Genomic DNA, 23,085 nt, shown 5'->3' on the forward strand with positions numbered 1-23,085 from the left:
TGGTTATGGCAAAAAAAGGATGGGATGAATTTGAAATCGGAGCTATGCTTCGCACTTTTGATGGAAAAATAGACGATATCGCTGGAACACAACAAGAAGATCGTGCATACTCACAAAGTAGTTCTTACACTGCAAGTGTTGCTGATTGGAGATTAATTAAACCAATTTTTAATAAAGATTACTGTATTGATTGCCAGTTTTGCTGGGTTTATTGTCCAGATGTTTCAATTATCTCAAGAGATAAAAAACTAATCGGTGTAGATATGGATCACTGTAAAGGGTGTGGAATATGTGTTGAGGTTTGTCCTACAAACCCAAAATCACTTCTAATGTTCCCAGAACAAGCCGATGAAGAGACAGAAATAGCTTCGTGGCCTAAAAAAGATGAGGAGGAAGCGTAATGGCATTTGATAAAATGGAATTAAGAGATATTGAAGTATGGGATGGAAATTTTGCTGCTGCTCAAGCAATGAGACAGAGTCAAATTGATGTTGTTGCAGCTTATCCTATTACACCATCAACTCCTATAGTTGAAGGTTATGCACAGTTTTTAGCAGATGGCTATATCGAGGGTGAATTTGTTATGGTTGAGTCTGAACATGCCGCAATGAGCGGCTGTATCGGTGCAGCTGCTGCTGGTGGGCGTGTTGCAACTGCTACATCTTCTCAAGGCTTGGCACTTATGTCAGAGACGCTTTATCAAGCATCTGGTATGAGACTTCCTATCGTTTTAAATCTTGTGAATCGTGCACTTGCATCTCCGTTAAATGTTAATGGTGATCACTCTGACATGTATATGGTTAGAGATAGCGGATGGATACAGTTTGATGCGTTTTGTCCACAAGAAGCTTATGATTTAAACCTTATTGCTTTTAGAGTTGCAGAAGATCATGATGTAAGATTACCAGCTATTGTAAATCAAGATGGTTTTATGACTTCTCATACAGCCCAAGGTGTACATACTTTAACTGATGACGTTGCTTATGGATTTGTAGGTGAATTTAAACCTATGAATGACATGTTAGATTTTGAACATCCTGTAACTCATGGTGTTCAGACCGAAGAAGATTGGCATTTTGAGCATAAAGCTCGTCAACATAATGATTTGATGACAAAAGTTATGCCTAAAATCAAAGAAGTTTTTGCAGATTTTGAAAAGCTTACAGGGCGTAAATATTCTCCAGTTGAAAAGTACGATATGGATGATGCAGACGTGTGTGTAGTATGTTTAGGAACATCAGTTGAGACTGCTCGTGAAGTTGCGAAAGAGATGAGAACTCAGGGTATTAAAGCTGGAGTTATAGGATTACGCGTAATTCGTCCGTTCCCATTCTTTGAGATAGCAGAAGCACTAAAAAATGTTAAGGCAATAGCTGCACTTGACCGCTCATCTCCAAATGGTGCTGCTGGAATGTTGTTTAATGAAATAGCAGGCTCACTGTACAATACACAAAATAGAGCGCTTCTTTCTGGCTATATTTATGGACTTGGTGGACGTGACTTGACAAAAGCTCATCTAGTGTCTCTGTTTAAAGAGTTACAAGCAAATGTTGATGCTGGTAAAGTAACTACTCAACTACAGCAGTTTATCGGTGTTCGTGGACCGAAACTGGCATATTTATAAGGAGAAAACTATGAGTGAAATGAAAAATATAAAAAACTTAAAAGAGTTTTCAACATCAGCTGACCGTTTTGAGGGAGCCAACCTTTTATGTCCAGGTTGTGCACACTCTATTATTGTTCGTGAAGTTTTAAATGCTACAAATGATGACTTAGTTCTATCTGCATCAACAGGATGTCTAGAGGTTTGTACAGCAGTTTATCCATATACTTCTTGGGATGCTTCTTGGATTCATATTGGATTTGAGAATAGTTCAACTGCAGTTGCTGGTGCTGAGACAATGTATAAAGCACTAAAGAAAAAAGGGCGCCTAAAGCAACCAGAACGTAATCCTAAGTTTGTATCTTTTGCAGGTGATGGCGCATCTTATGATATCGGTTTTCAGTGGATTTCTGGATGTATGGAGCGTGGACACAATATGATGCATGTCGTTCTTGATAATGAAGTTTACGCAAATACTGGAGGACAAAGATCATCTTCAACTCCAATTGGCTCAAGTGCTACTACATCTCCAGCTGGTCGTGTTAGTTATGGGGAGAAAAGAAACAAAAAAGATATGATGTCAATTATGGCAGCTCATGGCATACCATATGCTGCGCAAGTAGCTCCAAACAAGTGGAAAGATATGGTTAAGAAGATTCAACATGGTCTCTCAGTAGAGGGTCCTGTATTTATTAATGCAGTTTCTCCATGTACAACAGAGTGGAAATTTGATCCAAAAGATACAATGCACATTACAGATTTAGCAACAGATTCTTTAGTGTTTCCTCTTTATGAGATTATTGACGGAACAGAGTTAAATATTACATATAGACCTAAAAATGTTGTTCCTGTAGAGGAGTATTTAGCTGCTCAAGGGCGTTTTAAACACCTTTTCAAAGATGAGTACAAATACTTAATAAAAGAGTGGCAAGAGCGCGTAGATGCTAAATGGGCATATTTACAACGCCGTGAAGAGTCACGCGTATAAATTTTTGACGCTTTTAGCGTCAAAACCCTATGCCTAGATTACTTTTATGAAGATTTTTTCGTTTTTTTATCGTTACGTTTTTCTTTTAACGATTTTTCTGGTTTTTTCTTGACTGCTTTTTGAACATCTTTGCCTTTTGCCATAACATCTCCTTTGCTTAAACTAAAAATATAACTCTTCCTCTGCATTGTATATGATATATACTTAATGCAAGACTTTTAAACTTCTAAAATAACAATGAAAGTTATTATTAAAATTTTAAGTAATAAAACTGTTTGATTTTAATTTAGTTAACAATAAGTGCGTTTGTATAGATAAATTGTCATAGTGTAAAAGACAATATCTTAGCAAATGTATAATAGTCGCTGATTGCTTGAAGTGTTGTTAGTTACAGATGCAGATGGAAAGCTGATAGAAATAACCATACAAAAATCCTCAGTACTTCAAGAGCTGTCTTATTTTCATTAAGGATATTTGTATTTGTATTTTTTCCTGTGAATTCAAACTATAGATATGGTACTTCCTCTTTGTAAGCGGATGTTACAGAGGTTTTAAATCTTATTAGTTTATAACCTTTAACAAGCTCTACATGTAGAATATGTGCACGGCTAAATATTTGGACAATAGTACATCAAATGCTGTATCATGAACTTTTAAATGGGTATAAGAAGTACACTTTGATATCCTAGAATTTGAACGCTGTATATCAAAAATAGAGTTTATATGAAAAGATTATTTTTTAATCAAGAGTAATTGTTATTTTTGTCTATTTTTTAATTAGCTAACTGTAGAAATAGCTCTGCTTTGGCACTATAATTTTCCTATCAATTTTAGGAGGTTATTATGGCTGGATTTAGCGCATTAAGAGGTCAAGGACATTGGCCGACACTATTGGCTACATTTTTGTACTTTGATTTTAGTTTCATGGTTTGGACCATGCTTTGACCACCCTCTAGTGAGATTGCCGATTATTTGGCTATTTGCGGATTTATTATAAGTGAATCGCAAAAAGCGATGCTTCTCTCTATTCCCGTTTTAGCAGGAGCAATTTTACGTATGGTTTTAGGATTTGGTATTGATAAATTTGGTGTTAAAATAACTGCACTTGCTTCTCAACTTGTAGTTATTATAGTTCTGTTTTATGCATATTTTAGAGGTGCAAGCTTATCTTACGATGAGCTATTGTTTGTAGCTATAGGACTTGGTTTTGCAGGTACTTCATTTGCAGTCGCACTTCCTCAGGCAGGGCAGTCGTATCCGCTGAAACTTCAAGGTACGGTTTTGGGAATTGCTTGAGCTGGAAATATTGGTGTTGTAATAGATTTTCTTTTTGCTCCAAAAATCGCTGAACTTTGGGGTTGGGAGAGCGTATTTTTAGTCGGTGCGGTTTTGTCAAGTATCATTTTTGTAACTTATATTTTTATTGCAAAGGATGCACTGCTCGAGGTTTATACTCCACAACCAAAAAAACTGCGTGATTATGCCAAGCTGCTTCAATATAAAGACACTTGGTGGTTTAACCTTTTTTATGCGGTAAGCTTTAGAGGATTTGTTGGGTTTGCAGGGTATATGAAAGTTTATTTTATAAATAGTTATCAAGCTGACATGAGTGCTTTTGGAGTTGATATTTTAAATGAGCCAAATGTCAAAGTTGTAGCAGGTTATTTTGGCGTACTTTGTCTTTTTTTAGAGTTATTATTGAAAGATTTTTCCAGTTTATAGCCGTCTATACTTTGCCCAGCTTGTTTGCGGGTTAATGCTAAGCAGTCTTGAAGCGCCTTTTAGACAAAGATTTCCGTTATTTATTGGATATGAAACATCCCCAAGCAGTTTTGAGTCATCATAAACAACACCACAACCAACACCGCAATATCCACAAACTGATTTTATCATCTCTAAGCCTATTTTAAAAAGCAAAAAATTATATACAAATTAGACAATTTTTGCTTTTTAGCATTGTTTAAAAATTAATCAATTTGCTGGTTTTTAAAGTTGCATATTTTGCTAAAGTTTTATTTGTAGTTTTTTTATCAAAAAAATTTTAAGGAGAAAAGATGACGGATTCGGTTGATGTGTTAAACATGTTAAAGATTGTATATACATTATACACTTTAGCGGTTATTTCACTTATATGTTGGTTTGGGCTTGGGGTTGTAAATCCAAAAGGCAAACCTAGAATAGTAAAGGCTTCTACATTTTATGTTTATGTAGGTGTCCTTATAACGGTTGGTGTAGCGATTCATATCGTAACATTTAATAAAATCCCATGGGTGGAGATAGACTTTAAAAGAGACTCTCTAAAAGCTTCGCAAGTCGTAAATATAACTATAGAAGATCACAAGTTTATACTTCCTAGCCCAATAATAGAACTTAAATGCAATGAGTATGTTATGTTTGACGTCATAAGCAAAGATCTGACATACGGTTTTGGGATTTTTAGACAAAATAACTCCATGGTTACGCAGATGCAGGTAGTCCCCGGCAATAAAAACGACCTTATGTGGAAGTTTGGCAAAAACGGAGTCTATCATCTAAGGTCAACGGAATATTCGGGTCCAAAAGGTGCACACATGTATATAAAAGATGTTTTTGAAGTAACAGGTTGCATTGAGGATGACAAATATTCACAAAAAAGGGGGAGTTTATGAGTTTTTTACACACTTTGATATATGGTAATGAGGGCGGACTTAAAACAGACGGTCTGACTCCAACCCAAAAAGTTACCCTTAGAGCTGTAATTATAGGCGTTCTTTACTATGGTTTATCAGCTTTAGAGGGAATGATGATGAGAGTGCATGCTATCACTCCGCTTCCTATGCTAAATGACACACACTACTTTTCCGTTATGACGGTTCACCCGATAGTTGGTATTTTCGGCTCAACTTATCTCATAGTTTTTGGGGCGTTTACATTTCTTGTTCCATACTTGATGAAAAAACCGCTCTATAGCATAAAACTTGCAAACGCTACATGGATGCTGATTGCTCTTGGTGCTCTGCTCGCTTGGCTTGGCGGTTTCTTGTTTCACTATGCTCCGCTTTATACGCTCTACTGGCCGCTTCCTGTTGATTTTAAACAGTTTGATGCGGTTGGTGGGCTTGTGTTTATCTCGGGAATTGCGCTTATTATGATTGGAACTTTGGGTTTTATCTACAACATTTTTGCAACAGTATTTTATACTGAAGAGGGACATGAAAAGAGAGCGTTTAAGCCGCTTCTTCTCTCTGCTTTGGGGATTGATGGTATATTAAATATTTGGTACAAGATGACTGGTCGTGAGCCATACTCAAAAGAGCCAGCAGTTTCTCTTCCAGTTGTGGCAATCTTTCGCGGAACAATTGACACATTTCTTGACGCACTTGTGATTTTGACATGCGGAGTTTTAATCTTAGTCTATATTATCGGCGACCTATCAGGTGCTCCTATGGACTACACGGCAGTAAATGCGCTTCTTTATAAAAACTTTTTCTGGTGGGGCCTTGACCTTATCGCAGATGGTTTGGTGCTTATTTATATAGCTGGTTCTTGGTATCTTTTAGCGATGCTTATCACAGGAAAAAAACTCTTTATGCAAAATATCGCAAGAGCGGCTCTGTTGCTTGAGCTTATCGTTTCGTGGGCAGTTTGGTCGCATCACCTTTTGGCAGATCAGGGTCAGTACAACATGATGAAACTTGTAAGCGGCGAGATGGTGACGGCATTTGAGCTTGTTACACAGGGAATAGCGATTTTCATTACGCTTGTAACTTTGTGGAGTGCAAGACCTCTTAAAATGACGAATGAGCTGAAGTTTTTATTAGGCGGTATTTTGGGCTTTATGCTTGCTGTTCCTGCTGGAATCATTCAAGCAGATATGGGGCTAAATAGAATTTTACACAACTCTCAATGGGTTGCGGGACCGCACTTCCATGTAGCAATACTTGTCGGACTCACGATGACGCTTTATAGTGCCATTTACATACTTTGGCCGACACTTACAAACGGTGTAAAACTTTACAGCCAAAAAATGGCAATGTATCACTTTTGGGCGCATCTAATCGGCGGCATAGGGATGGGTGCGTTTATGGGAATGGCAGCAATGGATGGAATGTTAAGACGAACACTCTATCTTGAGGGCGAATACCAGACATATATGATACTCGCAGGTATTTGTGGGCTTTTACTTCTCTCTGCATGGATAGTGTTTTTACTAAATGTTGTGCTGAGCATCGGCATAAAAGGGCTTATCGGTATCTTTACAAAGTCAAAACTTCAAACTAAAGATTTAGTTCCAGAGGTGTAAAAAAAGGAATTTGTTATGGTGAATATACAAAAGGTATCAAATCAAATTTTAAATGACGCTCTATATAACACGCTTCTCTTTGAGATAAAAGAGAAGCTGTCTCTTCAAGATATTACTCCTGTAATGGTTGAGAATCTTTTACGAGAAGAGCCCTCGCTTCTAACAGAGTACAAAGAGATAAACAGACAAAGCGAACTCTCAAGTATTCAGGTAAAAGAGCTTGTTATTAATAAAAACGATACATATAAAATTATAAAAATAAAAAAAGAGATAAATCAAAATATTCAGATTTTAAAAAATCTTGAAAATTTTGAAACAGACTCCAAAAACAGTGCTTATCCTATTTGGATAGGGAGTGTCGGGGTTATGGTAATTTTTATGGCTCACAATGTTATAGCACTCTTTAGTGAGCTCTATTCTACACATAGCTTGCTTGTTTATGGATCATTTGCACTAATTCTGTTTTTTACGTATTTTGGCTATATAAAGATTAAAAAAAACCATGACAGCCAGCATCAACTCTTCAAAAAAATATACGTAACAACTCAAAGGATGATAAAAGACGGTCTTAAAGCTTCAAATTTTACGCATGATGAAGTGTATGAAAAATAAAAATTTCTCTAAATATTTTATTTTTACTGCATTTTCATTTTATGACATATTAGAGACAAATATATATAATTATCACAATATTTAAAGTTTTAAACTATTATAAATGTTGTGATAAATTACAACACAAGAAAAAATATTTTTTGTATTAAAATAAGCTAAATCTGTGCAACAGGCTCAGAGAAATAGTACCCTTGAGAGTAATCAACTCCTAGCTCTCTTACAATATCAAAAATCTCTCTATTTTCAACAAATTCGGCGACTGTTTTCATTCCAAGTTTCTTTGAGAATTCAACAATAGTTGAGACTACTAAGAGAGCATTTTTATCCTTATCTAAATTTTTGATAAGAGAACCGTCTATCTTTAGGTAGTCTGCTCTAAGCTTGATTAGATACTCAAAGTTGCTATACCCAGTTCCAAAATCATCTATCGCAATCTTGCATCCATAACTTTTAACCTTATCTATAAAAGCTACAATGCTCTCAAAATTATCAATAGATTCAGATTCTACTATCTCAAAAATAACCCTCTCTCCTATGCCATACTGCTTCAACATCTCAAAGATATAAGTCGTTGTTCGGGGCTCTAAAATATCTAATACAGATAGATTTATAGAGAAATGAGCATGTTTATCCTTAAATAGTTCAAAGGATTGCTTTACCACTGTTTTAGTGATTTCAGAGTACTGTCTTGTCTGCTTTGCAACTTCTAAGAAGAAAAATGGAGAGATTATTTTACCATTATCAACTATCCTAATTAAACACTCATATTTAGTTGGGTTCTCTCTGTTGTCTATGCTGTTATTTATAATAGGTTGATAAAAAGTTACTAAATTGTTCTCTTTTATTGCACTAGAGAGTTTTTTTGCCCAGTTGAGATTATTTTTATATTGATCTTCTAATGAGATTTCAGAGCTATAAATCAAAAAGTCTGTACTACTCTTTTTTGTAATTTTTAATGCCATGTTTGCAGTTGAGAGAAGATGTTCCTTTTCCTCAAAAGAGATACCAGCACTACAAGAGATTAGAAGCTCTTCATTACCTATATAAAACTTCTTTTTAATAAGTTTCAAGATACCTTTTGTTTTCTCAAGAAGCTCATCTTTTGGAGCGTTAATCGCTAAAGTTACAAACTCATCACCTTGAAGTCTGTAAAATTTGAAATTTTTATCATGTTGGATATACATGTTAATTTTACTAGCAATTGTTTGGATAACTAAATCTCCAAAATTGTGTCCATAAAAATCATTTATTTGTCTAAAATTATCTAGGTTGAAGATAGCAACAGATAACTTTTCATTCTCTTGCATATCATAATGTAGTCTGAGCCTATTTCCACATCCCGTTAATGAGTCGGTTTTAGCGGCTATTTCAAACTCCTCTTTATGACGTATAATTTCGGTAATGTCAAAACGAATCTCAAGATACTCAATAATCTCTCCATGTAGATTTTTTATCGGAACAATAGTTGTTTTGGTCCAAAAATCTACTCCATATTTCGTTTTGCTTTTTATAACACCTTGCCATAACGTTTGATGATTTTCTAGAGCTTCATCTTGAGAGTTAAAAAAGTTATGGTTTTTCCCAACAAGCTCTTGGAGTGAGTATTTGCTAATCTCTAAAAATTTGTCATTTGCATATGTGATAATACCATTAACATCTGTTCTTAGTAAAATAGCGCTTGAGTCAATCGCCTTTTCATACTCTTTTGAGATATGCATAGAGTAGTCAAAGTTGGTTGCTGAAATTTTTAATTGATCTTCGAAATAACGAGCTATCTCTTTTTCTTGAGTGATGTCACTACACATTGCTATATACTCTAAAATATTGCCATTTTTATCAATTATGGGGCTTAAAATAGCCTTTATCCAATATGTTGCTCCACTCTTCGTAATGTTTTTAATTTCATTAATCCATGGCTTTTTAAGTTCTCTGACCTCATACCACATCTGATCAAAGAATTTTTTATCACTATGTGGATGTATTACAAGATCATAAGTTTTTCCAATTAGCTCCTCTTTTGTGTAACCGCTAATTTTGCAAAACTCATCATTAACATAACTGATAATTCCGTTTTTATCATTTTTTGAAACTATAAAACCTCTATCAATTGTTGATTTGTACTGCTCTAAAAGAAGAAGTGAGTTGTCATATTTGCTCTCTAGAGAGCTAGCAGAAAATAGAATTTTTCTCGCTATGAGCAGTAAAAGAATAGTAACAATTATTGCAGAGAGACCTAAAAATGAGAGAAGCATTGCAAGTTTATAGTGGATAGAGTCTAACTTTTGATTTACAAGAGTATTTATGGTATTGAAGAGACGCTCTTCTACGTTTCTTAGCAGATTCATGCTTTTTGTTGCTCTTTGAAACCATTGTGAATAGTCTGTTGTAAGGCTGAATTTGTTTTTATTTTTGACAATATCATTAATAATTTTAAACATCTCATCAACATCTTCTCCTGTAAATACATCATTATAGAAGTTGATAATATCTTTGTTTGAGGCTGTTTTAAAGTTTTGTGTCTCAAGATTATATACTTTTAGATGCTCTTTAAAAAGTATAAAAATGTCATCTGAAACATCTCTGCTAAGGAGAGCTTGAACTAAGATTGAGCGAATCTGTCCCAACTCCTCTTTAGCCGAAGATAGATAGCTGTAAGATTGTATGCAGTTTCTGTTATCTTTATCTTCAATCAAAGATGGGATTGTTTTTATTAGATTTAACAAAGAGGCTATATTTTTTGTGTAGAAGCATCTGGCTTCTGAGAGAGGTATATTTAGTAAATTTGCATTTTCTCTTAATGCAAGAATATCCAAGAGCTTTAAGGAGGTGCTATCTATGCACGTTTGGCATGAGAGCATTACTCTTTTTGCTTCATTTATTGCAATATTTGAATTCTCTTTTGCAATAAGAAGCTGTTGAGTGTTTTCATCTATACCATCATTTGCCAAGAGCTCAGTTGTTACACCTCTCTCTATTTGCAAAGAGTGAACAGCTTTTGAGATGGCTTCTGCTTCCAAGATATGATGTTTTGTAAATTCTAAATTATTTTTATCAACAAGCATCCCATAGAGTATGGTAATTGATAACCCTATAACAAACAAAAGAGGAATAACTAGAATAATTAAGAGTTTTAATTTTAAATCTAACTTTATATAAAAACCCATTATTGTAATTTTTACTAAAACTTCTAGTAAATGATTGTAACAAAAAATAGTTAGTTTTTTGTTAAGAGTTATATAAGATACTCTCTATCTCTCTTAAAAGTTTTTCATTTTCAATACCATTGGCATGAGCGTATCCAAGAGCTGCCCCAGCACCAACGCCCTCTTTTGCTTCACCATCATCATATTTTTTAAGAAGTGGTATTGATGTCTCTTTGAATGAGAATGTTGTGTAGAGAGCATGAGGTTTATAGCTAAGAAGTGAGAGAATATGAGCGATATCTGAATTTTTATCATTTGCTATCCATGAGGTGGTTGCAAGAGTGACATTATCACTCTTGATACGCATAAGCACATCTTCTCTTAATTTATCAGCTATGAGTAAAACAGATGCCATCTGTGTGCCGCCAGCTAAAACTACATGAAATCTTCTTGAGGCTTCAAGTAAAAAACCAGCGCAAAACAGAAGCATGTTATCACTAACATATGAGAGTTTTTCAAAATTTGTCATATCGTCGTTTATCAAAGAGAGTGCGCTCTTAATAGTCTCTTGTTTTATGTTTTTTGGTACATGTAAGAAGCTTGAAGAGAAATCATCCTTGCAATCATAACCGAGTGCCAAAGCAGTAGCAGCGGCAGTTGTTGTGCCACTTGGCGTGCTCTCTGCTAAGATAAGATAACTCCCTTTTAGCTCATAACTTCTCCCAGCTCTCATACCTTTTTCAAAAATAGTCTTTGCGTCTATATTTGCTCCTGTTGCAATTGAGTCAGATGGAGCTATGCCAAAAGTGTGATAAGTGCTATTTTGAGGTAACTTTGTAAGTCCCAAATCAAGTATCTCAATAGAGCTAAAGGGAGTTAGGTTATGAACAGCTCTTGTAATGATGGCTGGAGTTGGCACACCCGAGGGTGTCTCTGCAATCTCGTCTAGTGAAAAAACTTTTGAGTTTGTTATAAACTCCGCATCAAGTGTAGGAGTTAGTGGAATTAGCCCAGCAATCCCAGCTTGAGTAATTCCCTCTATTTCACATGTCAGAGTAACACAAGCGGCTAGTAAAAAATCAGCTCTTCCCAAGGGAAGCGAATCTGGCTCATTTGTAAATATGTTATAAGTTTTTATCTTCTATCCTTCTTGTTGTTTCATCTTTTTTAAAAATCTCTTTAGCCAAAAGCTCTTTTAAAACTATCTCACTCATATCACTCTTAAAGGCAAACTCATAGCGAATATCCATCACATAAGCTTTTAAACTCATCTCAATATACGCTTTTTGTTCATTCATCTTGTTTGAAAAAAGTACAACTATTGGTTTGTTTAGGTAGATATATTTTGATACTTGAGCTGCTTCGATGGCAATTTTACGAACTATTTGCGTATTGATATCAAGAGGCAGCATAATCTTTGCTATTACTTGACAATACAACTCTCCTGAGTTGCTATTTGAGATATATGCATTCATAAGCGTCATATTTGGGATGATTACAGTTGAGTCATCAGGGGTTACGATGCGTGTTGCTCTAAGTCCGATTGTTAAAACTTCACCGTAATTCTCTCCTACTTGTATCTTATCTCCTACTTTAAAAGGTCTATCAAAGAGAAGCATAATTCCGCCAAATATATTTTTGAGCAGGTCTTGTGTAGCAAAACCAATAGCAATAGCCACAGAGGCAAGAGCAGTCATAAGCATCTCTACAGGCGGGTTATAGATTACTTTTATGGTTATTGCTACAAAAACACTCCAAAAAATTATCCTAACTATTGGTATAAATCCTTTTATTGTTATCCTGAGTTTAGAACTTTTTTCGGCAAAGAACTCTACTGTTTTTGCAAATAGTGTTATAAAAACATAGCTGATTATAAAGAAAAATATTGTCCAAAGAATTTTAGAAATAGAGATAATCTCGATAAAATTGACACTCTCTTCCTCTGTACCATAAGAGAAGCTGGTAAAAAAAAGTAGAAGTAAAAATATCATCGGTTTCATATTAGCATTCCTATTTAATGAATAAAATTTTTAGATGAGAGGTAATCATATACAGGTTTGTATATGGCTGGATTTATATTGTATTTTTTGTTTGGCTGTATAAGCAAGCCTCTCTCAAGCATAGGCATAAGTATCTTTCTGCTTTGGGATAGCGATTCGTGCATAACAGTGCTAAAATCTTTTATGCTCAGCCCATCATGTAAAATCAATGCTTGAAGAGTGAAGAGAGCCTCTGAGGATAAGTTTTTGATAAAAGAGTAGTCAAAATCATCAATCTCTTCAACACCCAAGCCGTTATCGTTAGTTGCGCTAATAGAGCGAATCCAGTAGAGTTGGGCAAGAGAGATATTTCCATTTGAGAGTTTATGCAGAAGTTTAAAAAACTTCTCTTGCAAATATGACTGTTTCTCACTCTGGCTTAAATTCTGAAAAGTTTTACTCTCTATGGTTTGCTCATTTGGAATAAATTCTAATCTTGTAGATTCGCAATCAATCCGCTTGAGTATAATCTCTTTTATGGTCTCATAACCCAACTGCTCCATAACTATCTCGCTTGTGAAGTAGTTTGATATGGCGATAGTTTTATCCAGATAGTTCCATGTTTGAGGTGTAAAAACTCCTATCCAAAGCACTTTTTTAGTTGTGTATGAGAGAAGTTCAAAGAGCATCTCCATACTCTCAAATCCACCTACTTTTTTTAAAAACATATGATGAAGATTTTCAATTATGATGATTTTGTGCTCTTGTGTATTGTTTAAAAAGTCAATCAGACCTTTGTTATTTTTAATATCCTCTGTTTTTAGCAGTGAGTTAAAAAAGGCAAAGTACTCCTCGTCTGTATATATCTTTTGACTTAAATCTGCTTTTATTGTCTCTATTTGAGGTATTTTTTTTAAAAAAGAGTTTAGTGCTGAGGTTACTCCGCACCCTTTTTCACCAATAATGGCGCATGTCACAAAGCGGTCTTTAAACCAGTTCTCATAAGAGAGGTGAAGTTTTTGTATCTCTGCTTCTCTGTTTATAAAAAAATCACCCTCTGCTACCTTTAGTTCATAAAGATTTTTATACTCTTTTGGTAGTTTCATAAGTGAGGAGTTGACCTCTTGCATAAATTCTGAGATTTTAAAAGAGATAGGCTCTTTTTGATCCACAATTCCAACTAGTTTTTTTAACTCGTCAATTCTACTTTTTATGTAAGATAAAAAATTTACACTTTGTGTTATTTGAGATTTATCGCTACTCATACATGTAACCTTATTTTCAACTATTGGTGCATTTTATCATATTTCTAAGAGTGTGATTGAGTTATACTCAACTTTAATGCTAAATGCCTCTTCTAAGCTTATGTTGTGAATGATTGATAACAAAACTCGAATAACTCCAGCATGCGTTATAACTAAGATGTTCTCTTTTTTAAGCGATGGCAGATAGTCTAAAAAAAACTCTTTTACTCTTTTGATATAGTCCAAATAAGGCTCTCCATCGAGTATCTTTATCCACTGTAAAAAGCTTATATACGCAATTTTCTCCCTTAAAACTATCTCATCATAGCTCATACCCTCATGCTCTCCCCATGACTTCTCTCTTAGTTTATCACTATATATGGCACTCTTTACATGTAGTGAGTGTTTAAGGCTCTCTTTTGCACGTCTCAAATCAGAGCAAAAAACAGCGTCAAACTCTAGTGAATCAATCTTTTGGGCTAACTCTTTTGCTTGAAATTCTCCATTTTTTGAGAGTCCTATATCATTGTGCCCGTTATAGCAGTTTTTGTATCTCTTATCAACTTCACAGTGGCGGACAAGTGTTAGTTTCATAAGCTAAAGAGAAGTACGTTTAGTAAAATCAGTTCTGTTACTTCTATGCTAAAGCCGTAAATATCGCCAGTGAAACCGCCATAACACTTTATAAAAAAGCTCTTTATAACAAACAAAACTAACAAGGCAGTAGCTAAAGCTAGCCACATGTTAAAAAAAGCGACAAGAATAAGAGAGTAAAAAAGAGCGATAAACATCTGTTTTTTTGTAAGTTCCTCTTTTGCCAAAGTGTTCATTCCATTTGGAGTTACATAAGGGTAGAGGTAGATTGCTAAAACTATATTTAGTCTTGAGAGCATAAGGATAATTGGTAGTAGATAAAAGGCTTCAAAGTGGGCTAAAGATGACGCTTTTGCTATCAAAAAAGTAGCACTTATAATCATCCCCATCCCACCGACATGTGAATCTTTCATCACTTTTAGAGCTTTTTCTTTTGCGACATAAAGTCCATCAACAGTGTCACTTAACCCATCAAGATGAAGTGCGCCAGTTAGCAAAACCCACAAAACAAATATGATAATACCAAGATGAAAAGATGGCGCAAAAGGAGATAAAAGTGATTGAACACCCCAAAGAGCAGAACCGAGCAAAAACCCAACAAGTGGGTAAAACATCACCGCATAGCCGTTTATGCCCTTAAAAAAATCATGAACTTTGAAAAAAGGAACAGTTGTTAACATAGATACGGCTAGTGCAAACCCTTTAAAAATATCTCTCATTTTATCCTCGTTGAAATACCAGCAATGGTATGATAAACCTCATCGCATTTTGAAGCTATGAGTTGGGATAGTTTACCGCTTATATCTACAAATTCCCTTGCCAGAGCATTGTCTGGGATAACTCCACTTCCAATATCATTTAAAACAAAAACTACTGTTTTATCAAGCTCTAAAATCTTCTCCAACTCCTCTTTCATATCAGCAAATGTAAAGCCATGATATAACATGTTATTTATCCACATGCTAACACACTCAACTAAAATGGCACTCTTGCACTCTAAAATTTTGTTATAAAGTTTTAGCGGCTCTTCGATAGTTTCAAAACTATCCATCCTGCTCTGTTTGTGAGCGTTTATGCGCTCTTGCAACTCTTTGTCTATAAATTCAGTAGTTGCCAGATAGATGGGTTTTTGCAAAGAGGAGGCTAGGATATAGTTTTGGGCATTAAGAGATTTTCCACTCTTAATACCGCCGATAAAGAGTGTCTTTTTCAAATTTTTTTGCTCCTTTTAGTAATATCTTATTTTAACATAGTTGGAAATTTTTTAAAAAAAAATAAACTCTTTCATACTCTGCACTCTCTCATTATATTTTTCCACTCTAAATCAAAACACTTTTTTACAAAAGTTTTGCTATGAGGTATTTTGCAATCTGAACAGTCTTGGTGAATGCTATTTTCATAGGTAATCTCTTTTGAATTTTTTGCGTCTATTGCGCAGAAACTGTAGAGTGTTTTTGACTCTTTTTTCTCTATGCCTTTATCGCTAAATCTAAAGTGAGGGCATGCGCAAAGGAAGCAGTTTAGCTTTTTTATGTCATGACATTTTTTATTATCTTTATAGAGCGGGCAAAACTCTTTTTCCTCTTGAAGCATATTTTCAAAGTCAAAATACTCTATTATTTTATCCTCGTTATAGCCTTTTGTTACAAGTTTATCTACGATTTTTTTATGCTTCTCTTTGTGTTGCCAAAACCACTCCTCATAACTCATCATATCATCGCCGCTTTACTTTGTGTTAGTCTCTCATACATTGCTAACATGTTATGGTAGTCGTTATGCAGCGTTATATCAATAAAATACTCTTCTTTATTGAGGATTTTTAGCGCTTTTTCTACGTTTGGCTTTGAAAATATATTAAAAAGAGCCTCTTCATACTCTTGGTAATCTTGCTCTTGGAGTTCCATGTGGATAAGCTCTGAGATAACTTTTGCTTCACTCTTTGAGCTGTACTCTAAAAACTCTAAAGCGTCCTCTTTAGCGCCTACTTGAAGATGTAGATGTACTTTGAACTCTGCCATTGTGAAGTTGTTTTTGAAGATAACGCCTATGTATTTCTCCATGCCAAGCGAGTCATCAAGCGAGACAATCGTGTCTAAAATATCCTCTGCATCATAGTCACTAAAGTTTAAAACCATATCACGGATGGCTTTTGCGCTGTTTTTGTTGTTATATGCCAAATCATCTATCGGATAGACCTCTGAGATGCTTGGGATTAGCATCTGACATGAGTAAAAACCTAGATAGTCATACTCTCTTGTGTATATCTCTTTGCCCATGTCCGAGGCAATGTTTGTTAAAAACTCCAGTTCATCCATTTTCGTATCATACTTCCAAGCAGAGAACTCAAAACTCTTTTTGGAGCTTAAAAATGCAAATCCAAGCTTTGCGTTTGAGTCCACAAAATGAGACTCAAGATTGAAGCTATCTGAGACTATACTCATGTCAAATGTTGGTGTCTCAAAATCATTAAGAGTATCGAGTGAGCGCCCTTGCATAAGCTCTGTCATAGTTCTCTCCAAACTTACTTCAAGAATCGGATGCGCACCAAAAGAGACAAATAGAGTTGAGTTTTTTGGGTTTATCAGTGAGATGGCAGTTACTGGAAATGCTCCTCCAAGAGAGGCATCGAGAACTTCTACAATATATCCGAGGTTACGCAGAGCTGAAATATCTTCGTTTAGTTTTGAAAATGACTCTATAACACTTTGCGGAAATTTTGGCAGAGCGTAACCATTTTTTATGATTTCAAACTTTGCGTATCTCTCATAAATTTCACTTAGAGCCTGAACTTGAGCCTCTTTAGGGGTGTTTCCAGCGGATAGACCGTTACTAACATAGAGATTGTGTAGAATGTTTACTGGAAAGTGGATTGTCTCATTTGTAGAGAGTTTTTTAAATGGAAGTGAGATAATTTTTTTGCTATCACTATTGAAATCAACAAAAGCATCTCCAAGAAGTTCGCCATCTGGGTCATATATGTCAAACAACTCTTCACTTAAAAAATCTCCATCGAGTTCAAACTCTACTTCATCTGGATAGTGTTTTCTACGAGGAAGATAAAAATCACTAAAGAACATGTTAGTCTGAAGCCTCTCAATGTACTCTCCAAGCGCACTTGCCAATGCAGAATCCTCAAGTGAGCCTTTGCCATTTGAGTAGATGTGAGATGGAGCTTCAGTAGAGCTAAGGTTTAGCGAATAACAGTTTTGTAGCGGATGGTGCTCTTTTGAGACAATAGTTTCGCATCCAACACTCTTTAAGACATTTTTCATTTTTTTGATAGAGACTTCAAGTGGAGCCTCTTTTGATAAGATATTCACTCTTTTTTCCTAATAATGAGATATATAAAAAATGGTCCACCTATTAGAGCGGTAACAATTCCTATGGGCAAATCGTTTTGAGATGATAACAGTCTCGCTATTGTGTCACAAAAAACTAAAAATAGAGCCCCAAAGAGAGCAGTTTTGAGAACTCTTGAACTTATGGAGGATGGATAGAGCATTGAGATTATGTGAGGAGTTATAAGCCCTACAAAGCCTATTGGTCCGCTAATGCTAACAACTCCTCCTACAGCGAATGAAGAGATAAGCAAAAGTAGATATGTAACTTTTTTGCTATGAAGACCTTTTAATTTTGCACTCTCATCGGAGGTAGCCAAAAGCTGTAACTCAAATCTATAAAGATAGACAACTATCACCAGCACAGACGTGATTAAACCGATAAACAAAGGGTTTTGCCACCCTATGATAGAGAGAGAACCCATCGTAAAGCGTATAAGCATATCATTTTGGATGGCACTTCCTAAATAAAAAATTATCATCAAAGCAGAGGTGTAAAAGAGTGAGAGGGCAATTCCTAAGAGTAAAAAAGATTCACTTTTTGCATTTTTGATAAATAGATTTAGATAAAGAAGCAAAAACAGCGTTAGGATAGCACCTAAAAAACCAAAGATATTTATGGCGCTTATTCCAAAGATAAGAGTTCCAAGCCCCAATTTTATAGCTATTCCAGCTCCTAAAACTGCGCCGCTTGAAATACCTAATGTGTAAGGAGTCATAAGTGCATTTCTAAAGAGTGTTTGAAACAGAAGCCCACTTATGGAGAGAATCGCTCCAGCAAAGAGTGCAAACATAACTCTAGGCAGACGCAACTCGAAAAATATCTGTGAATGTAAGCTAGAAAAGTTAAATATATCTGCTACATGTAGTGTAACTGCGCCGATAAATGGGGAGAGAAAAAGAAAAACAGTTAAAGTAAACCATACAAAAAATCTACTCATACTCAAGCACCAAAGAGTTAAAAGATACTCCATAAAGCTCTTCTAAAATCTTATCGTTAAAAAAAGTATCTCCATAAAATGCTACATGTTGCTCTTTTATGAAAGCTATATCAGAGCCTATAAAAGAGGCAAGATGCAAGTCGTGAGTAATAAGAATAATTTGATGTGTATTTTTTAAATTTTTTATATAATTTGCTACTATTTTAGAGTTATATGGATCAAGATTTGCGGTTGGCTCATCATAAATCATAATCTTACTCTCCATGCAAAGAGCCGATGCCATAAGTGAGAGTTGCTGTTGACCAGAGCTTAGGGACAAAATAGAGCACTCACTTAGATGCTCTAAGCCAAGAAGCGAGATATATTTCTCTGCTATCTTTTTATCCTTGGCTGAGTAGTCAAAAAAGCTCTTTTTGTAAGGAAATCTGCCAAGTAAAACAAACTCTCTAAGCGTTATAAAAGAGTCATAAAGCTCCAATTTTGGCGGAACATAAGAGATGGTTTTTGCTCTTGTTTTGTTAGATAAGCTCTTTAAATCAACACTATCTATAATTATTTCTCCATCATAATCAATCAAAGCGCACAACGCGCGAGCTAGTGTACTTTTGCCAGAACCGTTTGCTCCAAGTATGCTTAGATGAGAGGTTATTTTTAGATTTACATCTTTTAAAATTGTAGTTTTGCCATAACTACATGTAAGGTTTTTTAGCTCTATCATCTGTTTATCTCTTCGCAAATTCTCTTGATGATAAGAGCAACTCTGTTTGATGGGATGTGTATATAACTCTCATCTATCACTGTTATACGTCTGTTTTTACTTGCGTTAGTAGGAAGTGAGTGCCAGGCACTCAATGCTCTTTGTCTGTTAACTCCGCTGTTTGAAGCATTTGAGTGGAGTATGATTATCTGATCTGGGTTTAATGCTATAACGTTTTCATAACTTAAAGAGGGTTGGTTAGTATCACTTGATGCGTAAGCGTTAGTTTTGCCACACAACTTAATTATGTCATCATAAAAGATACCTCCTCCAGCTATATAAATACCTCTGCTTAAATCTTCATAAAGTCCAAAAACAATCATCACCTTATGACTCTCTTTGCCTTTTGCAACGCTATTTATTGCACTTTGTATCTCATCAACTATGGGTTTAGAATCTACATGTAACTCGTAAGCTATCTTTAGAATGGAGTTTTTTATATCATTAATTTGTTGTAGCTTTACCATAAGGGTTTTGATACCAAATCTCTCTAATTTTTCTAATGTTGCTTGGTTAAAATCTTGCCCGATTACCAAAGTAGGGCATAGAGATATGATTTTTTCTAAGTTTGGGTTTGAGTATCCGCCGATAAGCTTTAGCTCTTTTGCTTCTGGTGGATAGAGTGAGAACTCACTTGTTGCAACAAGTGAGTCTCCTTTTTTCAGCGCATAGATTATCTCTGTGACTGATGGCGAAAGAGAGATAATCCTCTCATTTGCTTCTAGCGTGAACACAAAAAAGAGTGCTAAAAAAAGGAGTTTTATGTTCACTTGCTATCCTTAAATTTTTAGTTTAAACCCTGCGATTGCAGTTGTGGTAAAGTTCATTGGATAGATGGCATTATCCTCAACCCATAAACCATTTTTTTGATTAAACAGATTGCTTATTTTAGCGAAAAGTTCCAAACGCTCTTTTGTGTAACTGATCGAGATATCACTACTTTTGTAAGCATCTTGTTTTTGCGCAAAATTATTATTAAAATCATTTATCGCATACGTCTTTGAGCGGTAAGTTTGCGTTAGAGCAAGAGAAGTGTTTTTGTTCAAAGAGTAAGCAAGAGTTGCTTTTATGTTGTGATTTGACACTCCTGGTAATTTGTTGCCTGAATAATCATCCCCATTCTCACTCTCTTTATCGATAACTGCTTGAACATAGTTGTAGTTTAGAACAACGCTTAGCGCCTCATCTATAAGCCATTTATCATAAATATCTAAACCATATTTATACGATTTATCAATATTTGTGTTTCTTGAGCTTTGATATGTTGGGTCTGCATAGTAGTAAATCTCATCTTCTAAAGAGATGTAATAAAGAGAGATTTTGAGTCTGTTCATCGGTGTGAGATAGTTAAACCCAACTGTAAAGTTATCAGACTCAGATGGCTTTACATAGCCTGTAAATGCACCGCTACTCCAGTCAAATAGTCTATCTAAGCTAGAGGATTGATATGCATGCGAATAGTTTGCAAAGAGAGATTTTTCTCTATCAAAGGTGTAGTTGTAACCGAGTTCTACGCCATATAGTGTGTCGTCTTGATCTTCGCCACTTTTGCTCTTAAAAGAGATATCCTCATATCTAGCTCCCATCTTTATAGTACTGCTTCCTAGATAAATCTCATTTATAAAGTAAAGAGCGTTAGAAATTTTTCTTAGGTCACTCTTGGTATTTACAAGATTGCCATCAAAGATATCATAACCAAGAGTAAAACTAAAGAGAGTATCAATATAATTTAGTGATGAGTTAAGTGAATCATACTCATAATCTGTTTGAGAAATTGAGTTATAAACTGATTTCTTCTTCTCTTTTGCCCCATCAATATTTAAAGAGATTTTATCACTTAAGTTGTAGCTAAAGCCTAAGTTTAGGGCGTCTGTGTCGTACTTTTGATTTGCTGCACCCCAGTTTGTACCTCCAGCTTGCTTAGTATCATCATTGTACTCATCAAGCGTTAAAAAACTTCCATAAGTTATATCTGTTCTCGCAAAAGATGCACCAGCACGCAGTTCTAACGTATCTATTGGGTTATAAGATATGTTTAGTGAGGCTGTTTTTAAAGAGCTCTCGTCCTTGTCTTGAGCGCTATTTATATAACGGCTTCCATCACCTCTTTGTGCTTCGCCACTTGAGGATATTGAGAATCTCTCTTCACTATGTCCTAGATAAAATGAGCCATCTGCCGTGCCTTGAGTTCCGCTATATACTGTTATCTCTTTTGCGCTATCTTTTTTTGTGATGATATTTATAGCTCCAGCATTCGCACCATCGCCACCTTTTACAATTCCGCTTGATTTGATAATTTCTAATCTTTGGATTGAAGCGGGAGAAATAGCCGATAGAAGCTGAGGAGTCATGTCAATATTGTTGATTTTTTTGCCGTTAATTGTAATAAGGATATTTTGGTATCCATCTCCTATCCCATAACCTCTAAAATCTAGCTTTTGCATAAAGGAGTTTCCAAAGGAAGGGGTGGCTGTAGCTGAAGACTGTTGGTTTAAAAACTCATAAATATTTTGAACATGAGCCTTTTGTATATCCTCTGCTGTATATATCTCTACTGCATCAGTTGATTTCAACTCATCTGTTGTTATGGCAGTTGAGGTGATGCTTAAAGGTTTTAGCTCAATACTTTGAGCAACTAAGATGCTTGAGATAAATATCGATAAAAGTATCTTTTTTTTCATAATGATTTTCCCTAAATTAGTTTGTTAGTCTGTTTTGTTAGTAGTTAGGGGCGGAGGAGAGAGATTGTTATTTAAATTTTCAAAGTAGTTTGAGATTAGTTTTTGAAATTTGCACAGAAGAAGAGTTTTTCTTGTGCGACAAAAGTAGTAACAGTTACAATGGCAAGGTTTTGAAGATAGTTCTAAGGGCAGTGCGGCGGCGAGATCATCATCTTCTATCTCTACTTCTTGCTCATCACCATTAAAGTTTGACATGTGAAAACTCTCTACACAAGATGCTCTAGCATGAAGAGTCACTTGATTTGTCGTTGCAGTAATTGCTCTTAGAGTAAAATAGTTTTTGCCAAAGCCCTTAGGAAGTCTCACAAACGCCTCATCTGTTTTTTTTTGAAATTATAGCACTATAAATTTATGCTACATGTAAAGATGCAAAAAGTAGCAAAAATTTATTTAAAGGGCTTAATGTCCGCCCTTATGTAGTGTGGCAACCCACCAAAATCTTATAATAAGAGCCTTTCGGATGTAATTGTACTAGATATTGCTGATAGAAGAAAGTGTTTAGCTATTTTGAGTTCCTTGTGTAATTATCTTTTTCTATATGCATCGTACATAGTTATTGCTTAAAATACATAAGTTTTACATCAAATTATATATTTTTACTTGGCTTTATATTTTTTATAATATAAAATAGATATTTTAGAAGGAAAAAAATATGGAATTTGAAAAGTTTTTAGAGCGCTTAAAAGAAGCTGGATTGTCTAAAGATGATTTTACAGAGCTTACAGGCTTATCTGGCAACACTTTAATTGGATGGGCCACAGAGAGACAAGGTAAAAAAACGCAACCTTGGGTAAAGAGTTGGCTAGATTTATATATAAATAATAGAGAGAAAGATATTATTATCAAAGCATTAAGGAATTAGT

24 protein-coding genes are annotated in these 23,085 nt (G+C 35.1%); 9 read left to right on the plus strand and 15 right to left on the minus strand.

Annotation, left to right across the window (positions count from 1 at the left end):
• Positions 1–5 precede the first annotated feature (5 nt).
• The 5 genes from SUDEN_RS00505 to SUDEN_RS11605 all read left to right on the plus strand — a co-directional run bounded on the left by SUDEN_RS00505 (position 6) and on the right by SUDEN_RS11605 (position 4,313).
• Positions 6–401, plus strand: a complete 396-nt coding sequence (locus SUDEN_RS00505) for a 4Fe-4S dicluster-binding protein (RefSeq protein WP_011371733.1) — start codon at positions 6–8, stop codon at positions 399–401.
• Complete coding sequence (locus SUDEN_RS00510; protein ID WP_011371734.1) at positions 401–1,624, plus strand: 2-oxoacid:ferredoxin oxidoreductase subunit alpha; 1,224 nt, start codon at positions 401–403, stop codon at positions 1,622–1,624. The genes SUDEN_RS00505 and SUDEN_RS00510 overlap by 1 nt, the downstream gene beginning before the upstream one ends.
• A 10-nt stretch (positions 1,625–1,634) precedes the next feature.
• Positions 1,635–2,591 (plus strand): thiamine pyrophosphate-dependent enzyme, encoded by a 957-nt coding sequence (locus tag SUDEN_RS00515; protein WP_011371735.1) that lies wholly within the window; start codon positions 1,635–1,637, stop codon positions 2,589–2,591.
• Between the two features lie 972 nt (positions 2,592–3,563).
• On the plus strand, positions 3,564–3,887 hold the full coding sequence (locus SUDEN_RS11600; protein WP_011371736.1) for a nitrate transporter: 324 nt from the start codon (positions 3,564–3,566) through the stop codon (positions 3,885–3,887).
• 93 nt (positions 3,888–3,980) lie between these two features.
• On the plus strand, positions 3,981–4,313 hold the full coding sequence (locus SUDEN_RS11605) for a hypothetical protein (protein WP_011371737.1): 333 nt from the start codon (positions 3,981–3,983) through the stop codon (positions 4,311–4,313).
• Here the strand turns inward: SUDEN_RS11605 and SUDEN_RS11165 are convergent.
• Positions 4,308–4,484 (minus strand): molybdopterin oxidoreductase Fe4S4 region, encoded by a 177-nt coding sequence (locus tag SUDEN_RS11165; RefSeq protein WP_011371738.1) that lies wholly within the window; start codon positions 4,482–4,484, stop codon positions 4,308–4,310. The genes SUDEN_RS11605 and SUDEN_RS11165 overlap by 6 nt on opposite strands.
• 161 nt (positions 4,485–4,645) lie before the next feature.
• Between SUDEN_RS11165 and SUDEN_RS00525 the strand changes: the two genes are divergently transcribed.
• The 3 genes from SUDEN_RS00525 to SUDEN_RS00535 are packed head-to-tail and all read left to right on the plus strand — an operon-like array spanning position 4,646 to position 7,485.
• The gene (locus tag SUDEN_RS00525; RefSeq protein ID WP_011371739.1) at positions 4,646–5,239 is read left to right on the plus strand and encodes a cytochrome c oxidase subunit II; all 594 of its coding nucleotides are present in this window, start codon (positions 4,646–4,648) and stop codon (positions 5,237–5,239) included.
• Complete coding sequence (locus tag SUDEN_RS00530; RefSeq protein ID WP_011371740.1) at positions 5,236–6,873, plus strand: cbb3-type cytochrome c oxidase subunit I; 1,638 nt, start codon at positions 5,236–5,238, stop codon at positions 6,871–6,873. Before SUDEN_RS00525 ends, SUDEN_RS00530 begins: the two co-directional genes overlap by 4 nt.
• A gap of 15 nt (positions 6,874–6,888) precedes the next feature.
• On the plus strand, positions 6,889–7,485 hold the full coding sequence (locus SUDEN_RS00535; RefSeq protein WP_011371741.1) for a hypothetical protein: 597 nt from the start codon (positions 6,889–6,891) through the stop codon (positions 7,483–7,485).
• A 155-nt stretch (positions 7,486–7,640) separates the two neighbouring features.
• On the opposite strand, the gene SUDEN_RS10950 is transcribed toward SUDEN_RS00535, so the two are convergent.
• From SUDEN_RS10950 to SUDEN_RS00605, 14 genes are all read right to left on the minus strand, one after another.
• On the minus strand, positions 7,641–10,649 hold the full coding sequence (locus tag SUDEN_RS10950) for an EAL domain-containing protein (RefSeq protein WP_011371742.1): 3,009 nt from the start codon (positions 10,647–10,649) through the stop codon (positions 7,641–7,643).
• 61 nt (positions 10,650–10,710) lie between these two features.
• Entirely contained in the window at positions 10,711–11,721 is a 1,011-nt protein-coding gene (locus SUDEN_RS00545) for a nicotinate-nucleotide--dimethylbenzimidazole phosphoribosyltransferase (RefSeq protein ID WP_011371743.1), read from the minus strand.
• A 31-nt stretch (positions 11,722–11,752) separates the two neighbouring features.
• Positions 11,753–12,628: a mechanosensitive ion channel family protein gene (locus SUDEN_RS00550; RefSeq protein WP_011371744.1), complete on the minus strand. Its 876-nt coding sequence runs from the start codon at positions 12,626–12,628 to the stop codon at positions 11,753–11,755.
• A gap of 14 nt (positions 12,629–12,642) precedes the next feature.
• Positions 12,643–13,872 (minus strand): hypothetical protein, encoded by a 1,230-nt coding sequence (locus SUDEN_RS00555; protein ID WP_011371745.1) that lies wholly within the window; start codon positions 13,870–13,872, stop codon positions 12,643–12,645.
• 36 nt (positions 13,873–13,908) lie between these two features.
• Complete coding sequence (gene cobC, locus SUDEN_RS00560) at positions 13,909–14,445, minus strand: alpha-ribazole phosphatase family protein (RefSeq protein WP_011371746.1); 537 nt, start codon at positions 14,443–14,445, stop codon at positions 13,909–13,911.
• Positions 14,442–15,164, minus strand: coding sequence for an adenosylcobinamide-GDP ribazoletransferase (locus SUDEN_RS00565; protein ID WP_011371747.1), 723 nt, complete (start codon positions 15,162–15,164; stop codon positions 14,442–14,444). The genes cobC and SUDEN_RS00565 overlap by 4 nt, the downstream gene beginning before the upstream one ends.
• Positions 15,161–15,658, minus strand: a complete 498-nt coding sequence (locus tag SUDEN_RS00570; protein WP_011371748.1) for a bifunctional adenosylcobinamide kinase/adenosylcobinamide-phosphate guanylyltransferase — start codon at positions 15,656–15,658, stop codon at positions 15,161–15,163. The genes SUDEN_RS00565 and SUDEN_RS00570 overlap by 4 nt, the downstream gene beginning before the upstream one ends.
• A gap of 71 nt (positions 15,659–15,729) precedes the next feature.
• Positions 15,730–16,158 (minus strand): hypothetical protein, encoded by a 429-nt coding sequence (locus SUDEN_RS00575; protein ID WP_011371749.1) that lies wholly within the window; start codon positions 16,156–16,158, stop codon positions 15,730–15,732.
• Positions 16,155–17,765, minus strand: coding sequence for a YcaO-like family protein (locus tag SUDEN_RS00580; RefSeq protein WP_011371750.1), 1,611 nt, complete (start codon positions 17,763–17,765; stop codon positions 16,155–16,157). The genes SUDEN_RS00575 and SUDEN_RS00580 overlap by 4 nt, the downstream gene beginning before the upstream one ends.
• The gene (locus SUDEN_RS00585; protein ID WP_011371751.1) at positions 17,762–18,724 is read right to left on the minus strand and encodes a FecCD family ABC transporter permease; all 963 of its coding nucleotides are present in this window, start codon (positions 18,722–18,724) and stop codon (positions 17,762–17,764) included. The genes SUDEN_RS00580 and SUDEN_RS00585 overlap by 4 nt, the downstream gene beginning before the upstream one ends.
• Complete coding sequence (locus SUDEN_RS00590; RefSeq protein WP_011371752.1) at positions 18,717–19,442, minus strand: ABC transporter ATP-binding protein; 726 nt, start codon at positions 19,440–19,442, stop codon at positions 18,717–18,719. Before SUDEN_RS00590 ends, SUDEN_RS00585 begins: the two co-directional genes overlap by 8 nt.
• Positions 19,439–20,251: an ABC transporter substrate-binding protein gene (locus SUDEN_RS00595; RefSeq protein WP_011371753.1), complete on the minus strand. Its 813-nt coding sequence runs from the start codon at positions 20,249–20,251 to the stop codon at positions 19,439–19,441. The genes SUDEN_RS00590 and SUDEN_RS00595 overlap by 4 nt, the downstream gene beginning before the upstream one ends.
• A gap of 9 nt (positions 20,252–20,260) precedes the next feature.
• Complete coding sequence (locus SUDEN_RS00600) at positions 20,261–22,162, minus strand: TonB-dependent receptor (RefSeq protein ID WP_011371754.1); 1,902 nt, start codon at positions 22,160–22,162, stop codon at positions 20,261–20,263.
• 24 nt (positions 22,163–22,186) lie between these two features.
• Entirely contained in the window at positions 22,187–22,528 is a 342-nt protein-coding gene (locus SUDEN_RS00605; protein WP_011371755.1) for a hypothetical protein, read from the minus strand.
• Between the two features lie 346 nt (positions 22,529–22,874).
• Between SUDEN_RS00605 and SUDEN_RS00610 the strand changes: the two genes are divergently transcribed.
• Positions 22,875–23,084, plus strand: coding sequence for a hypothetical protein (locus SUDEN_RS00610; protein ID WP_011371756.1), 210 nt, complete (start codon positions 22,875–22,877; stop codon positions 23,082–23,084).
• Position 23,085: the final 1 nt, after the last annotated feature.

The sequence above is a fragment of the Sulfurimonas denitrificans DSM 1251 genome (assembly GCF_000012965.1).
GTDB classification, from domain to species: domain Bacteria; phylum Campylobacterota; class Campylobacteria; order Campylobacterales; family Sulfurimonadaceae; genus Sulfurimonas; species Sulfurimonas denitrificans.

Excerpts from the sequence above, each read along its gene's own strand:
- SUDEN_RS00505 (WP_011371733.1), top strand. The coding sequence starts at position 6 with ATGGCAAAAAAAGGATGGGATGAATTTGAAATCGGAGCTATGCTTCGC.
- SUDEN_RS00535 (WP_011371741.1), top strand. The coding sequence starts at position 6,889 with ATGGTGAATATACAAAAGGTATCAAATCAAATTTTAAATGACGCTCTA.
- SUDEN_RS00565 (WP_011371747.1), bottom strand. The coding sequence starts at position 15,164 with ATGAGAGATATTTTTAAAGGGTTTGCACTAGCCGTATCTATGTTAACA.
- SUDEN_RS00585 (WP_011371751.1), bottom strand. The coding sequence starts at position 18,724 with ATGAGTAGATTTTTTGTATGGTTTACTTTAACTGTTTTTCTTTTTCTC.
- SUDEN_RS11165 (WP_011371738.1), bottom strand. The coding sequence starts at position 4,484 with ATGATAAAATCAGTTTGTGGATATTGCGGTGTTGGTTGTGGTGTTGTT.
- SUDEN_RS00510 (WP_011371734.1), top strand. The coding sequence starts at position 401 with ATGGCATTTGATAAAATGGAATTAAGAGATATTGAAGTATGGGATGGA.
- SUDEN_RS00550 (WP_011371744.1), bottom strand. The coding sequence starts at position 12,628 with ATGAAACCGATGATATTTTTACTTCTACTTTTTTTTACCAGCTTCTCT.
- SUDEN_RS00525 (WP_011371739.1), top strand. The coding sequence starts at position 4,646 with ATGACGGATTCGGTTGATGTGTTAAACATGTTAAAGATTGTATATACA.
- SUDEN_RS00600 (WP_011371754.1), bottom strand. The coding sequence starts at position 22,162 with ATGAAAAAAAAGATACTTTTATCGATATTTATCTCAAGCATCTTAGTT.
- cobC (WP_011371746.1), bottom strand. The coding sequence starts at position 14,445 with ATGAAACTAACACTTGTCCGCCACTGTGAAGTTGATAAGAGATACAAA.
- SUDEN_RS00575 (WP_011371749.1), bottom strand. The coding sequence starts at position 16,158 with ATGATGAGTTATGAGGAGTGGTTTTGGCAACACAAAGAGAAGCATAAA.
- SUDEN_RS00590 (WP_011371752.1), bottom strand. The coding sequence starts at position 19,442 with ATGATAGAGCTAAAAAACCTTACATGTAGTTATGGCAAAACTACAATT.
- SUDEN_RS00555 (WP_011371745.1), bottom strand. The coding sequence starts at position 13,872 with ATGAGTAGCGATAAATCTCAAATAACACAAAGTGTAAATTTTTTATCT.
- SUDEN_RS00515 (WP_011371735.1), top strand. The coding sequence starts at position 1,635 with ATGAGTGAAATGAAAAATATAAAAAACTTAAAAGAGTTTTCAACATCA.
- SUDEN_RS00610 (WP_011371756.1), top strand. The coding sequence starts at position 22,875 with ATGGAATTTGAAAAGTTTTTAGAGCGCTTAAAAGAAGCTGGATTGTCT.
- SUDEN_RS10950 (WP_011371742.1), bottom strand. The coding sequence starts at position 10,649 with ATGGGTTTTTATATAAAGTTAGATTTAAAATTAAAACTCTTAATTATT.
- SUDEN_RS00530 (WP_011371740.1), top strand. The coding sequence starts at position 5,236 with ATGAGTTTTTTACACACTTTGATATATGGTAATGAGGGCGGACTTAAA.